Source organism: Proteus faecis, assembly GCF_030286765.1.
GTDB lineage: Bacteria > Pseudomonadota > Gammaproteobacteria > Enterobacterales > Enterobacteriaceae > Proteus > Proteus faecis.
Map to the genome: position 1 here is coordinate 110,828 of NZ_JASVWV010000010.1, position 13,612 is coordinate 124,439.

The following is a 13,612-nucleotide window of genomic DNA, read 5'->3' on the forward strand; positions in this document are numbered from 1 at the left end:
CTATAAAGTCACAAATATTTAGAGGATTAATATCATGGCAAATAGCTCAGTGACCGATGATGTAAGTTCAATTAAAAAAATAGACGACTACTTTCAAGATCCCGTAAAAAATCAAAGTGATGCTTTAAAAGCATCACTAGATGCCTTAAAAGCAGATACTTCGAATGCCGCCGCATTAGCGGATTATCAAGCAAGATTAGCTGAATACAATATTACACGGAATGCTGAATCAACATCAATTAAAGTCGTTAAAGACTTAGCGATGAGTATTATTGGTAATATGCGTTAATCTTAATTTATATAAAGGATATTTATGGCTATTTTACCTGTTTCTACAGTTAATTTACCTGCATTATCTGAAAACACAGATAATGCAGATTCATTATCTTCAATAATAACTAAAAATATTGCCAGCGGTTTTCAATATGAAACGCAACTACATGAAAAACTGGCAACATTAAGTCAGCTTTCTGATGTTCACAGCTATACCAAGCTACAATCAACGCTAAATGATTATACCATTACGATGAATTTAGCCAGTACCTTGGCAAGAAAATCATTGAATATCGTAGAAACCTTATTAAAGGCGCAATAATAATGAAAACCAGATATTTATTAAGCATGTTATTATTTTGTCTGGTTTCACTATTAACTGGGTGTAAAGAGCAGTCATTATTAACCGGTCTGAATCAGCGCCAGGCAACACAAGTGCAAGCTGTATTACAAAAACATCAGATAACCAGTACTCAAACTGCATTAGGCAAAGGATTATTTGATGTGTCAGTTAAAAAAGAGGATGTTGCTGTCGCTGTTCAGATATTGGAACAATATCAATTACCTAGCAATGAGCGGATTGAGGTTACTCAAATATTTCCATCTGATGCATTGGTTTCTTCACCACAAGCCGAAAAAGCACGATTAATTTCAGCTATTGAGCAACGATTAGAACAATCATTACTCACGATTGAAACCATCATCGATGCAAGAGTACATATTAGTTACCCTATATCTCCTTCAGAGCGCATTATTCCACCTCCTCACGCATCTGTTCTCATTTTTTATGAAGACAGTGTAATTGATGCTGAACAACTTGGTGAAGATGTTCGCGCTTTTATTCACAATTCCTTTAGCGATATGAATGAAGATAATATTACTGTTTTACTTTATCCACGAAATATCAATAAATTAAGAGCATTAAAACCTCTTACTAGTAATGAAAATAGTGCAGTCGCTTTTAATTATTGGTGGTTGGTCGTTCCACTTTTTATAGGCTTACTGTTTATCACTATATTGATTTTTATAAAGTATCGCCAAAAAAAGTTGATGGAAAAGGAGAAAAAAGATGACACTCTCTCTTCCACAGTTTGAGAAAATATCTACTGTGATGTATGAGCCTCTGCAATACATCCACCCAGACTATAAAACAGTAGCAATCCTCAATGAGGAACGTATTTGGCAACAATTTGCTAATCATCAATTGATTAAAGAATATCAGCTTATCACTGAAATAGACTGCGATATAGAAGCTGACCTTGTAGTCGAAAAACTATTTACTCAATGGTCGTTATTACCTCAATGCGCATTGTTTTTAGGTTATTTTTACTCGCCTAAATATATTTTGCATTCAGGTGATTACTATGAGTTATCATCATCATTACAAGCTTTTCTCTCTTTAAGACCCGTCATGTTAATAAATGAGGAAAATAAAAATGATAATAATGAGATAGAACCTATCACGTTAGGTTATCAATTATTATTTACTTTTATTCATTCTATTTCAGTCGCATTAGCACAACGGTTTAAACTCTGCTTCCCAATAAATCAGCCCCAACTTGAATTATCACCGAATCTACTTTTATCACGTTCACTTTTTCTTTTGGTGCTTAATTATGCTGCGTTCAGTGCCTGAAAAACTGTTGGATTATACCTGTGAAGGGGTGCTTATTCGTGCCCGTTATATCCGACAATTGGATAATATCCATAAAATAAATCTCGCCACAAAAAATAATGCGAAAAAACTTATTCGCGTTACTGAAGAAAAACTAAAATCAAATCATGATGCAATGGTTAGACAAGGTTATAGCGAGGGATTAAAAACACTGTTGGGGGATATATTAACCTTATTCTCTCGGTATCAAACCCATTTATTCAACTATGAAATAAAACAAAGAGAGTTGATCATCAATACAGTTGCTCAATATTTCCAATCACCAGATATGCAAATAGAACTAACAAAACAACTTATTGCCGCGAGCCCCTTAGATAATAAACTCACACTTAATATTCCTAAAACCTTGCAACCTTATTTAGAAAAGGCACTGAGTGATCAAAATGTTGAATTTATTCCCCATGATAATACAACGATTTCTGTCAGTGCTGGATCACAAATCCTTTTCTTTGATCCACCTCTTTTCATGCAAGATCTCAAAGCTCAATTTCATCAGCCTTATACTGAAAAAAACCAACTCGCATTTTCTCAAGAGCTTAAAACACATCTAATCAATTATATTCAACAATTTGAATTGTTAGAAAGCCAAGACGAAAATCAAATGCAAAGAGAGCACCCTAATGAAGATTGATCCTGCCTATACACAATCGCCATCTCACTTATCTTCAAGAATAAATACAGATAAAACAGAAATCCCAACATCACTGCCTAGAGCAACAGAAAGTGATCTTTTAGCTCCTTTTCTTAATCGAGATTTTTATCAGCGATTACAAGCTCAAGGCATCAATGATGCAAAAAAGATCCTTAACTTCTTAAATCAATATGATGTAATGAATGATGGTAATCAAACAGTTAAAGAGAATCGCCAACGAAGCATATTAATGTATGCCCATCAACAGAGTGTATTAGATGATACAGAAAATAAAGAAGCTATTAATCAATCACTTATTTCATTTCTTTCCTATCAAGGCTTCTATCATCAAGTCACTCTTGATTTACTGGGTATGACAGATAACCAAGAAGAGTATTCAGATTTCTTTAAACTCGATTCAGCTTCATTTTTATTTTAATTATAAAATTTGAGCACCAGGTCCTTTTTCACCTAATACATCATCAGGATTACGTAACGGACAATCACTTAAAGATAGACAACCACAGCCAATGCAGTGATCAAGCCCGTTACGCAGTCGCTTAAGACGACGAATACGTTCATCTAACCGCGCTTTCCAATCCGTTGATATTTCGTGCCATTGTTCTGCCGTTAATTTACTGTTTGGTGGATATTTCCCTAATATCTCTTGAATTTCTTTTAACGGAATACCGGTACTTTGAGCAGCTTTAATAATCGCCACATAACGTAGTACAACCGGTGGGTAACGCCGTTGATTACCAGCACTTCGATAGCTTTCTATCAATCCTTTTTCTTCATAAAAATGCAATGTTGAAATTGCAACACCACTACGTTTTGCTACCTCGCCAACAGTAAGTGCTCTATTGAAATCTATTTTCTCTTTTTTCATTTTTTTCTCTTGACCTCAACTTAACTTGAGGTTTTATAGTCCTCACCTCAAATTAAGTCAAGTCAGTGAGATCCTGACTTTTATTTTTAAGAATGTTGAGGTCAGATGAATGCCTAACTCAATTGCACGTATTCTCGAAAGTCACGCTTTATGGCTTATCGCCAGATTACTTATTCTTGTTTTGTTTCTCTCCTCTGGCCTTGCCAAGATTTTTGATTACCAAAATAGTTTGGCTGAAATGCGTGCAGCCGGATTAACTCCAGATTGGTTTTTTAATATTGCCACTGCGATCATTTTACTTTGTAGCTCACTTTTAGTGCTTTTCGATCGCTATCTATGGCTAGGAGCAGGCTCTTTAGCCCTCTTTTTATTTTTAACTATCGTGATTGTTCATACTTTTTGGAATATGACGGGAGAGAAGGCGATGCTGTCGATGTTTTTCGCAATAGAACACCTCGCTGTTATTGGTGGATTAATCACTACAGCAATAGCAAGTCATTTCAGAGCGTTATGGAAAAAAGCTAACGTATAAGACGATAAAAAATATAAAAAAATTTCTGATGGGAACAATAATAATATGAATAAAAAACTAACTCTTACTGTATGTGCCTTACTCTTTTTCGTTAGTGCCGGTGTGATGGTTTATGCAACAACATCATCTGATAAAGATGCATCACAGCAATTTGCTTATCCCCCCACAAAAGTGGCATTAGCAACCGTACAATCATCAAAATTACCCAACAATATGCAAGGGGTTGGAGAATTAGAAGCCGCACGCCAAATTTATTTAGCGGCTGAAACTAATGGTCGAATTGCCGTAATTAATTTTGAGTCAGGGCAAACTGTTAAAGCTGGCCAAGTTTTAGCTAAATTAAATGATGAACCAGAACAAGCTGAATTATTACGTTTGCAAGCGCAATTAACCAACGCAGAAAAACTCTATTCTCGTACAAGACAACTTTATAGTAAAAACATGGTGGCAACAGCGCAATTAGATAGCACCTTATCCGAGCGCGATATGATTGTGGCCTCCATCCGTGAAGTGAAAGCGCGGATTGCACAAAAAACAATTAAAGCCCCCTTTGAAGGCATTGTTGGGATAAAACTTGTTCATGAAGGCCAGTATCTAAATGCAGGTGAACATGTCGCGTCACTTGTTGATGCAAACCATTTAAAACTCAATTTTTCACTTGATGAACAAGCCACACCAAAAATTTCAACAAAACAGCCAATCAATATTGAAGTCGATGCTTACCCAAATATCATTTTTACGGGTTCAATAAATGCAATTGATCCTCTTATTGGTTCTTCTCGTACAGTACAAATACAGGCTGTTTTACCAAATACTGACCATAAATTAAAAGCAGGCATGTTTGCTCGTGTTCAAGTTACTTCTCCTGATAGTCCTATGGTATTAACCGTACCAGAAACGGCGGTCACTTATACGGCCTATGGAGATACCGTGTTTGTAGCGCAATCTGACAATCAAAAAAACCTTATCGCTAAGCGTGTCTCTGTGAAAGTTGGATTGCGCTACAACGGCATGATTGAGATAAAAGAAGGCTTAACTATCGGTGATCAAGTTGTCTCTTCAGGCCAAATTAAATTAAGTGATGGGATCTCAATTGAACCCATTGAATTAGATACTTTAACGTTGGCTCAGTCTGCGACTGCAAAGCCATAACAGGAGCATAGTATGAAGTTTACCGATATTTTTGTTCGACGCCCTGTTTTGGCATTAGTTGTTAGCACACTCATTTTTTTACTGGGTGCATTTGCATTCAGTAAACTGCCAATTCGCCAATACCCTATGTTGCAAAATTCAACCATAACGATTGCAACAGTCTACCCAGGAGCATCATCTGAACTGATGCAAGGATTTGTGACACAGCCGATCACACAAGCCGTTTCCTCTGTAGAAGGTATCGATTATATTTCTTCCTCTTCAATACAAGGAAAAAGCTTAGTCACCGTCAGAATGGAGTTAAACCGCGATCCCACCCAAGCATTAACGCAAGTAATGGCAAAGGTAAATCAAGTACGTTATAAGTTGCCAAACCAAGCTTATGATCCGGTCATTGAGCTTTCATCTGGGGAATCTACAGCTGTGGCTTATGTGGGTTTCTCAAGTGAACAGCTTTCTATTCCTGAACTCACAGACTACCTTTCCCGTGTTGTTGAGCCAATGTTCTCATCTATTAACGGTGTGGCTAAAGTACAGGTTTTTGGTGGACAACAATTAGCCATGCGCCTGTGGTTAGATGCAGATAAACTGGCTGGTCGCAACTTAACAGCAAGCGATGTAGCAGAAGCAGTTCGCCGTAATAACTATCAAGCGGCACCAGGTAAAGTCGAAGGTGAGTTTGTGATTGCCAACGTTTATGTCAATACCGATCTCACTAATGTCGAAGAATTTAAAGACATGGTTATCATGAATGATGGTAATAATCTTGTTCGCTTACGTGATATAGGTACTGTCGAGCTAGGTGCTGCTGCCACTGAAACTAGCGGTATTATGAATGGTAAAAAAGCGGTATTTTTGGGTTTATTCCCGACACCAACAGGTAATCCACTTGTGATTGTTGATGGCATTCGCGAACAGCTTGCTGATATTCAAAAAACCTTACCACCAAGCGTTGATGTAGAACTGGCATTTGAAACTTCACGCTTTATCAAAGCTTCTATTGAACAAGTAGTACAAACATTAATCGAAGCTATTTTAATTGTTATCGCGGTTATTTATCTCTGCTTGGGATCGTTCCGCTCTGTTCTTATTCCTGTACTAGCCATTCCATTATCGATGCTAGGTGCTGCCGGATTAATGCTTGCCTTTGGTTTTAGTATTAATTTGCTCACTTTATTGGCAATGGTTTTAGCTATTGGATTAGTTGTGGATGATGCAATAGTGGTTGTTGAAAACGTACATCGCCATATCGAAGAGGGATTATCACCTGTTCAAGCCGCTTTAGTGGGGGCAAGAGAAGTGGCTGGCCCTGTTATTGCAATGACCATAACGCTAGCGGCTGTTTATGCTCCCATTGGTTTAATGGCAGGATTAACAGGCGCATTATTTAAAGAATTTGCCATAACACTGGCAGGTAGTGTGATTGTATCCGGTATTGTGGCATTAACTTTATCCCCCGTGATGAGCTCATTAATGCTAAAACCAAAAGAAAATGAAGGCAAAATGGCCAAAATGGCAGAGTTTGTCTTCGATAAACTGGCTCATTATTATGGTTACATGCTTAATTTTTCTTTAGCTAATCGCTGGTTAACCATTTTTTTTGCCTTAGCTGTTTTCGTCAGCTTACCGTTTTTATACAGTCAGACAAAACAAGAGTTAGCACCTTCTGAAGATCAGGCTAGCGTTTTAACTGCTATAAAAGCGCCACAACATGCAAATCTTGCCTATGCAGAACGTTTTAATCAGAAATTAGATGAAATTTATATGAGTCTACCTGAAACAGATAGCACATGGATAATTAATGGAACTGATGGTCCATCAGCGAGTTTTGGTGGTATTAACTTTGATGGCTGGGCTCTACGTGATCGCAATGCAGATCAAATCCAAGTTGATTTGCAAAACCGCGTCAATAATGTGGAAGGTACTCGTATTTTTGCTTTCCAATTAGCTTCTCTACCCGGCTCAGTAGGTGGATTGCCAATACAAATGGTATTACGTAGCCCATTAGGTTACCCAATATTGTTTGAAACCATGGAAAACATTAAACAGCAAGCAAGAGAGAGTGGCCTGTTTGTCGTGGTGGATAGTGATTTAGATTACAACAATCCTGTCGTTCAAATCACCATAGACAGAGCGAAGGCCAATACTCTAGGTATTCGTATGCAAGATATTGGTGAATCACTGTCTCTGTTAGTGGGCGAACATTATATCAACCGTTTTGGGATGGATGGTCGCTCTTATGACATTATTCCACAAAGTGTAAAACACCAACGTTTAACGCCAGCAGCACTTGCAAGGCACTATGTTCGTACTCAAGATAACGTATTAATTCCATTATCAACGGTTGTTAATATCACGACTCAAGTAGAACCTAACAAACTGACACAGTTTAATCAGCAAAATGCAGCCATTTTCCAAGCTATTCCCGCACCGGGTATCACGATGGGGCAAGCTGTCGAATTTCTTGAAAATGTGGCAGATTCATTACCAGCCGGCTTTAGTCATGATTGGCAATCGGATTCTCGCCAATTTAAACAAGAAGGAAATACGTTAATATTTGCGTTTATTGCTGCACTTATCATTATTTATTTAGTGTTAGCTGCGCAATATGAAAGCTTGGTTGATCCTTTGATTATCTTAATTACCGTACCATTATCTATTTGTGGCGCATTAATCCCTCTCGCTTTAGGTATGGTAACACTCAATATTTACACTCAAATTGGTTTAGTCACACTAATAGGGCTTATCAGCAAGCACGGGATTTTAATGGTGGAATTCGCTAATGAATTACAAGTTCATAAAAACCTAAACCGTCGTGACGCCATTATTGAAGCAGCAAAAATCCGATTACGCCCTGTATTAATGACCACGGCGGCAATGGTGATTGGGCTTATTCCACTTTTATTTGCCAGCGGTGCAGGCGCGAATAGTCGCTATGGATTAGGACTGATTATTGTGTCGGGCATGTTAGTCGGCACCCTGTTTACGCTATTTATATTACCAACGATGTATAGTTTCTTAGCGCGAAACCATCAAATCAGCGCTCAAACTGAGCGACAAAAACAGTTACAGCAAGTCCGAGAGTTGTAGACCTACAAAATAAAAGGCCATTACAAGCAATAATATCGTAAAAATATCCCCATTGTGAATGCAATGGGGATTTTATTTATTAATGGGAATTATTTTTTAATAATGGAATACGTTTTGCTAAAGCAAATACTGTTAATTCTGCAAGTTGTCTAATTTCATACAATGCAAATGGTGTTCTTTTTTCTCTCACCTCATGCACCATTTCTTCTAAACTTGTTTTGTGTTTTTCATCAGGTGACATATTCATCATTCTTTCAACGAGAAGCATTTCCATCGTTCTTCCAATACCACCAAGACAGTGAACTAAACTATTTGAATTAGCAGATAAATCTATTGTTTTTTGTATAGTACAAAGTGTCATTTCTAATTTATTTGCATCTACTTCGGTATGATCTTTCCAATTAGGAATATGAACAAAATTTATTTCTTGAGTTCCCTGCGGGGAGGTTACTACCTTGGGATAAATATTATAGTTCAATATATCGTCTTTATCTTTAACAAATTTATTCTCCTTAGAGGAGTGCTCTTTTACATTTACATCATTATAACTTCTGTTATTTTCGAAATATTTTATTACATTATATTTAATATCATCATCTGATGCGAGAATATAAACAGTGTCAATTTTATTTTGTATCAGAGAGTTTAAATAATTCTCCATATTTTTTTCATCACTTTTAGGATATTGCGAGGCAACCCTTAAAGCGTTATCTTGAGTACCGCTAATTATATTAGCCGGTAGTTTTTCATTATTATATTTTAATAGGTTTTCATTACATAACATCATTCCAAAATTAGAATTATCTATTATTTCATATCGAGAAGATAAATACTTATTTGAAATTAAATTATTAAATAATGTCTTACTCGTATTTAAAATATCCACTATATCTGAGGTGTTACTTTTTAGTTTACTGTTTACAGCCGTTAAAAAATCCGAAGAATTAGCTACACTCTTATTACCTTTCTCATTAAAAAGATAAGCTGTAGGTTTTAAAATGCTGTATGATTTTGTCTGAATAGGTACTTGTGTATCCAAATTTAGTGAAGTATTTTTTAATTTTCTAGGTGGTAATTCTGGCGGACTATTCACTTTAACGTTCTTAGGCGGTAAGGCTGGCGGACTATTCACTTTAACGTTCTTAGGCGGTAAGGCTGGCGGACTATCAACACGACTTAATTGATTATATATTTGTTGAGTTTTAGTAGTATTATGTACTTGAGAAACTCCCTCGGTCATCGTTCTTTTTTCTGGATCAGGTGTATGCAATTTTTGACTGGTATTCTTAATATGACTAATACTATTATGAGAAGTATTCTCTTTTTTAACATATTTCGTTTCTAAACCTCTATTTATTTTATCAATATTTGGACGGCTAAAAAAATTTAATTTTGAAAACATATTTGACCTTTTTATAAATTACATTTAAATAAAAAACCGCCAAATGTTATACTTATTATAAATTTTAAATATAGAAAAAACATCTTTTCTAACTAATGTTCATTTTAAGAAAGAAAAAACATTCAATGATAAAATGCCGATACTGTTGAAAAACATATCGGCATTTCAATTTAAAAGGGAAAATAAATATCTAACTCATATGATTATCTTACATAGTAGAGAATGTATTCATAATTATCCCGCCAGAGATAATCAATGCCATAGAGAATATGGCTGGTAAATCTGGTTTTTGCTTATATAAAATCATCGCCACTAAGGTCACACCGACAATACCAAATCCACACCATAGTGAATAAGCAACACCTACAGGGATATATCCCATTGCACGCGTCAAGGCAAAATAACAAATACAGTAAGCTGCAATAACTAAAACAGAAGGCGCTAATTTACTAAAGCCATTTGTTTTTTTGATCATAGACGTGCCTGTGATTTCAGAACCGATAGACAGCGCCAGCCATAAGAATCCGGTAAACATAATTGTTATCCTTATTTATTTTAATAAATGCTTATTTATCAAAAAATAGTTTTATTAAAAAATAGATTTATTAAGAAATAGATTTATTTATTAACTGGCGATGCTGCCTGTTTAATAGTAGGAGTTTCTGTTGCCTCTTCTTCCTCTTCTGAGCCCATTTTAGAGAAGAGATTCATAATCACAATACCACTAGCAATAACAGCCATACCGATTATGGCCGCAGTATCAGGATGTTGACCATAAAACGCCATACCTAATGTTGATACAACTAATATACCTGTACCAGACCATGTTGCGTAAGCTAAACCAACCGGAATATTTTTTACTGCACGCGATAATGAGTAATAACAAATAACATAAAGAACAACAATTAAGCCTAATAATAATGTTTTAGTGGTACCCTCACTATTATCAAACATTTTTAAGGTAGAGGTTGCTGAGGTTTCTGAAATAATAACCGCCAACATCCAAAGCCATGATTTCGCTTTTGGGGACATAATAAGACTCCTAAAGTATCAGATGTAATTTAATATTAATTTTTCAAACTTTTTAAATATTCAATAGCAGAATCCGTCAATTTATCTTGCGATAAATGATATTCTCCAGGCTTATTCATTACTTCATTTAAAGTAATATAGCGATTATTATTCCCTTGTTTAATTTTAGGCTTATATTCAGATTTAGCTTGATGATGAATATCATGGTTTATTAAATTAGCTTCAACATTATTTATAGAGTGAAACATAATCCCCATTGATTTTAATCGGCTAATATTTTCCTGAATAAGCAGGTTGTACTCTTTATTTTTATTTAAACCTAAAATCTCATTTAATTCACTTTCTGGTTGGCAAAAATAAGGTAATGCAATAATAGGAATATTTTGAGCAAGCGCAGAATGAATTAACTTCCCTTCTTCACTGATAAATAATCCATTAATAATTTCACCCACCAGCTTCTTATCAAAATAAGGTACAAACAGTGCGTGGTAAGTTGATAACTGTTGGCAATCGAACTCACTCGCATTATGTATTTCTCCTAGATGACGCCATTTTGACAAATCATGACTGGCTCGTGCCTGTGTTGTGACAAAAAGAGAAAATCGAATATGAGAAAATGTGTTGATACGTTGACAGATTTCATCTTGATATCCCGGTGCAGGTGTAAGTGCTAACAACACCGACTTTTTCATTCTTTTTTCTATTTCAACCACTATCCTTTCAATTAACTGATCGTCCATTACGCCACCTCATTGTCTTAGCTGACAATAAATACGCTGTCGTTATTGCGAAGTCCTGCTGCATTGGCTTCATCAGTATCAATATGAAATTCCAAAGCAAATTTATCACTAACACGAACAACAACCTCATCAAAAATCAGGCTACGCTCACCTTCTGTTTTTACATGTACCTTTTGCCCATTGATGACGTTTAACATTCTGGCATCAATTTCACTCATATGAATATGGCGTTGTGCGCAAATCACTTGCTCTTTTAATTCAACATGACCCGCAGGCCCCATTAAAACAGCATTGCCAGAACCAACTAAATCACCCGATTCACGTACAGGTGCTTTTATACCTAATGCAAAACAGTCAGCTTTTGAAATTTCTAATTGGCTTTGTGAACGAACTGGCCCTAAAACACGCACTTTACTGATCGAACCTTTAGATCCCACAACAATCACACACTCTTTTGCAGCAAACTGCCCCGGTTGTTTAAGATCTTTAAATGGGGTGAGTTGATAACCTTTGCCAAATAATGCTTCAACATCTTGTTGTGATAGATGCACATGACGATTAGAAATACCAACAGGGATTGCCATTCCTTGCGTCTCTCCCGACATCACGCCATGTACAGGTAAACGAGAGAGAATTTTTCCCATGAGCTGTTGATTAATCATTATTTTTTACCTTTACGACTTTCTGGTTTACTCTCTTTTTTACTGCTTTGTGCTTTATCTGTAGTTGTCTTAGTTTCAGGAGTAACATTTTGAGCCTGTAAATCTGCAACTGCTTTTATCGAATCAAGATCCTCAATTTCATTTTTAATAGGGGTCTCAACGACTGCTTCAACAACTTTTTCAAAAGCAGCCTCTTGCATTTTTTCAACAGCCACAGGCGCTTTTTTCTTACTTTTTATTGTCAATAATTTAGTAATAACGCTTGGCTCTGGTCTTGCGATCACTAATGATCCGATAACCAACTCTTTTTGGCTCACGACATCAACACCATGATCAACCGCTGTTCTTACTGCACTGATCTCTCCCTGAAAACAGATTGATACCAAACCAGATCCGACTTTCCGGTATCCGATAATTTCTACATTTGCGGCTTTACAAGCTGCATCTGCCGCTTGAATGGCTGCAGTTAACCCTCGTGTTTCAATCACACCTAAACTGTTCATCTTTCTCTCCTACTTAGTGACGGACAAGACGGATATCGAAATCAAATTTCTTAAAAAAGGCTTCTAAGCTGTCCAACTCTTCTGGCGTATAACTTGGATCGACTTTTATCGGATAGATCATGTCCAATTTGTCGTATTTATTACGTCCAAATTGGTGATAAGGAAGAATATCGATGCGCTGAAGATTACCGCGTTTTGAGAGTTCCATTGCGTAGTTAATTGCGCCAGTGATCGCATCATAAGAGTCGTTATAACCCCGCACTAAAGGCATACGGACAACCACATTTGCACCGAGATCCATTAGGCGCTCTAAATTACGGCGGACATTCTCATTACCAATGCCAAACAACGCTTTATGCTGAGTGGTATCAATGTGTTTAATATCAATCAGAAATTGATCAACAACTTCCGCTAATTTTTCATAATTCGCCACATTAGTGGTTGCTTGTGTTTCCACGGCGGTATTGATCATCATCTTTTTACATTCTCGTAAAAGCGCTACTGCAAAATCAGTTTGTAAACTCATTTCACCGCCACCGATTGTGACACCACCGCCTGAAGAGATGTAAAAGTCATAATCTTGCATAATGATTTTCATCAACTCAGAAACAGAAACATCTTTTCCTATAATATCAAGCGCATCAGAGATACAGGCTTCTTCACATTTGCGACAACCGATACAATCAACAGCGCGATCAACACGATGAACTTGTTTACCACTTTCATTGGTTGTCATGTAATGCACACCTGCCGGACAAACATCAACGCATTTACCGCAATCGACACATTTGTCGTGAGAGTACATCACCTGAAATTCACTGCTAAGACCTTCTGGATTTGAACACCAAGGGCAGCGGATATTACAGCCTTTTAAAAAAACGAGAGTACGAATACCATCACCATCATAAATAGAGTATTTCTGGATATTAAATATCCGACCTCTTGTTTCTGCTGCCGTCTCCATCTTTACGCCTCCAAATCTGCATCAAACATCCCTGTTCGATAAATTTAAATCTTGTCTTGTCGATTAA

The 13,612-nt window shown here is 36.5% G+C and carries 17 protein-coding genes; 9 read left to right on the forward strand and 8 right to left on the reverse strand.

Annotated elements, in window-relative coordinates; genetic code table 11:
• Positions 1-34 precede the first annotated feature (34 nt).
• The 6 genes from QSH13_RS13365 to QSH13_RS13390 are packed head-to-tail and all read left to right on the forward strand — an operon-like array spanning position 35 to position 3,018.
• Positions 35-289, forward strand: coding sequence for an EscF/YscF/HrpA family type III secretion system needle major subunit (locus tag QSH13_RS13365; protein ID WP_109398309.1), 255 nt, complete (start codon positions 35-37; stop codon positions 287-289).
• Positions 290-313: 24 nt separating this feature from the next.
• Positions 314-595 (forward strand): type III secretion system inner rod subunit SctI, encoded by a 282-nt coding sequence (gene sctI, locus QSH13_RS13370; protein WP_109398310.1) that lies wholly within the window; start codon positions 314-316, stop codon positions 593-595.
• 2 nt (positions 596-597) lie between these two features.
• A complete protein-coding gene (sctJ, locus tag QSH13_RS13375) occupies positions 598-1,368 on the forward strand; it encodes a type III secretion system inner membrane ring lipoprotein SctJ (RefSeq protein WP_194294858.1) in 771 nt (256 codons plus the stop codon).
• Positions 1,343-1,909, forward strand: coding sequence for a type III secretion protein (locus tag QSH13_RS13380; protein ID WP_196544321.1), 567 nt, complete (start codon positions 1,343-1,345; stop codon positions 1,907-1,909). The genes sctJ and QSH13_RS13380 overlap by 26 nt, the downstream gene beginning before the upstream one ends.
• Positions 1,890-2,579, forward strand: coding sequence for a type III secretion protein (locus tag QSH13_RS13385; RefSeq protein WP_196544322.1), 690 nt, complete (start codon positions 1,890-1,892; stop codon positions 2,577-2,579). The genes QSH13_RS13380 and QSH13_RS13385 overlap by 20 nt, the downstream gene beginning before the upstream one ends.
• Positions 2,569-3,018 (forward strand): hypothetical protein, encoded by a 450-nt coding sequence (locus QSH13_RS13390; RefSeq protein WP_286039275.1) that lies wholly within the window; start codon positions 2,569-2,571, stop codon positions 3,016-3,018. The genes QSH13_RS13385 and QSH13_RS13390 overlap by 11 nt, the downstream gene beginning before the upstream one ends.
• Here the strand turns inward: QSH13_RS13390 and soxR are convergent, their stop codons facing one another.
• Positions 3,019-3,468: a redox-sensitive transcriptional activator SoxR gene (gene soxR / locus QSH13_RS13395; RefSeq protein WP_109398314.1), complete on the reverse strand. Its 450-nt coding sequence runs from the start codon at positions 3,466-3,468 to the stop codon at positions 3,019-3,021.
• A gap of 109 nt (positions 3,469-3,577) precedes the next feature.
• Between soxR and QSH13_RS13400 the strand changes: the two genes are divergently transcribed.
• The 3 genes from QSH13_RS13400 to QSH13_RS13410 are packed head-to-tail and all read left to right on the forward strand — an operon-like array spanning position 3,578 to position 8,242.
• Positions 3,578-4,000 carry a DoxX family protein gene (locus QSH13_RS13400; RefSeq protein ID WP_109407045.1) on the forward strand — a complete coding sequence of 141 codons (423 nt, stop codon included), beginning with the start codon at positions 3,578-3,580 and terminating at the stop codon, positions 3,998-4,000.
• Positions 4,001-4,045: 45 nt separating this feature from the next.
• Positions 4,046-5,152 carry an efflux RND transporter periplasmic adaptor subunit gene (locus tag QSH13_RS13405; protein WP_286039276.1) on the forward strand — a complete coding sequence of 369 codons (1,107 nt, stop codon included), beginning with the start codon at positions 4,046-4,048 and terminating at the stop codon, positions 5,150-5,152.
• Positions 5,153-5,164: 12 nt separating this feature from the next.
• Positions 5,165-8,242, forward strand: coding sequence for a MexW/MexI family multidrug efflux RND transporter permease subunit (locus QSH13_RS13410; RefSeq protein WP_286047524.1), 3,078 nt, complete (start codon positions 5,165-5,167; stop codon positions 8,240-8,242).
• 79 nt (positions 8,243-8,321) lie between these two features.
• Here the strand turns inward: QSH13_RS13410 and QSH13_RS13415 are convergent, their stop codons facing one another.
• The 7 genes from QSH13_RS13415 to cutD all read right to left on the reverse strand — a co-directional run bounded on the left by QSH13_RS13415 (position 8,322) and on the right by cutD (position 13,545).
• Complete coding sequence (locus tag QSH13_RS13415) at positions 8,322-9,644, reverse strand: protein-tyrosine phosphatase family protein (protein WP_286039277.1); 1,323 nt, start codon at positions 9,642-9,644, stop codon at positions 8,322-8,324.
• A 208-nt stretch (positions 9,645-9,852) separates the two neighbouring features.
• Entirely contained in the window at positions 9,853-10,179 is a 327-nt protein-coding gene (locus QSH13_RS13420; protein WP_004245856.1) for a DMT family transporter, read from the reverse strand.
• An 83-nt stretch (positions 10,180-10,262) separates the two neighbouring features.
• Positions 10,263-10,676: a DMT family transporter gene (locus QSH13_RS13425; RefSeq protein ID WP_109398319.1), complete on the reverse strand. Its 414-nt coding sequence runs from the start codon at positions 10,674-10,676 to the stop codon at positions 10,263-10,265.
• Positions 10,677-10,711: 35 nt separating this feature from the next.
• Positions 10,712-11,416 (reverse strand): hypothetical protein, encoded by a 705-nt coding sequence (locus QSH13_RS13430; protein ID WP_109407049.1) that lies wholly within the window; start codon positions 11,414-11,416, stop codon positions 10,712-10,714.
• Positions 11,417-11,433: 17 nt separating this feature from the next.
• Positions 11,434-12,021 carry a phosphate propanoyltransferase gene (locus tag QSH13_RS13435; RefSeq protein WP_369961738.1) on the reverse strand — a complete coding sequence of 196 codons (588 nt, stop codon included), beginning with the start codon at positions 12,019-12,021 and terminating at the stop codon, positions 11,434-11,436.
• Between the two features lie 56 nt (positions 12,022-12,077).
• Positions 12,078-12,581 (reverse strand): BMC domain-containing protein, encoded by a 504-nt coding sequence (locus QSH13_RS13440; protein ID WP_109398322.1) that lies wholly within the window; start codon positions 12,579-12,581, stop codon positions 12,078-12,080.
• Between the two features lie 13 nt (positions 12,582-12,594).
• On the reverse strand, positions 12,595-13,545 hold the full coding sequence (gene cutD, locus QSH13_RS13445; RefSeq protein ID WP_109398323.1) for a choline TMA-lyase-activating enzyme: 951 nt from the start codon (positions 13,543-13,545) through the stop codon (positions 12,595-12,597).
• Between the last annotated feature and the right edge of the window lie 67 nt (positions 13,546-13,612).